The organism is Robiginitalea sediminis (assembly GCF_002198115.1).
Taxonomy (GTDB): domain Bacteria; phylum Bacteroidota; class Bacteroidia; order Flavobacteriales; family Flavobacteriaceae; genus Robiginitalea; species Robiginitalea sediminis.
On the sequence record NZ_NGNR01000001.1, the window covers coordinates 1434719 to 1435050 of the forward strand.

The 332-nt window shown below is 62.0% G+C and carries 1 protein-coding gene; it reads right to left on the bottom strand.

Going from position 1 to position 332, the window contains the following annotated elements; all coding sequences use genetic code 11:
- On the bottom strand, positions 1 to 332 hold a 332-nt coding region (locus tag CA832_RS06395), incomplete at both ends, for a hypothetical protein (protein WP_317042267.1).

The window sequence follows — 332 nt, forward strand, 5'->3', positions numbered from 1 at the left end:
CCTTGGGGGCCTTGAGCTCCGGTTTCCCCGGTATCACCCTTATCTCCCTTGGGTCCTTGCTCACCCTGGGGTCCTTGCGGTCCAGTTTCACCTTGGGGTCCCTGGGCTCCTGTTTCCCCTTGTGGTCCCTGGGCACCGGTGTCACCCTTGTCTCCTTTGTCACCTTTGGGTCCTTGTTCGCCTTGTGGGCCCTGGGCACCGGTCTCGCCAGTGTCTCCTTTATCTCCTTGGGGGCCTTGAGCTCCGGTTTCCCCGGTATCACCCTTATCTCCCTTGGGTCCTTGCTCACCCTGGGGTCCTTGCGGTCCAGTTTCACCTTGGGGTCCCTGGGC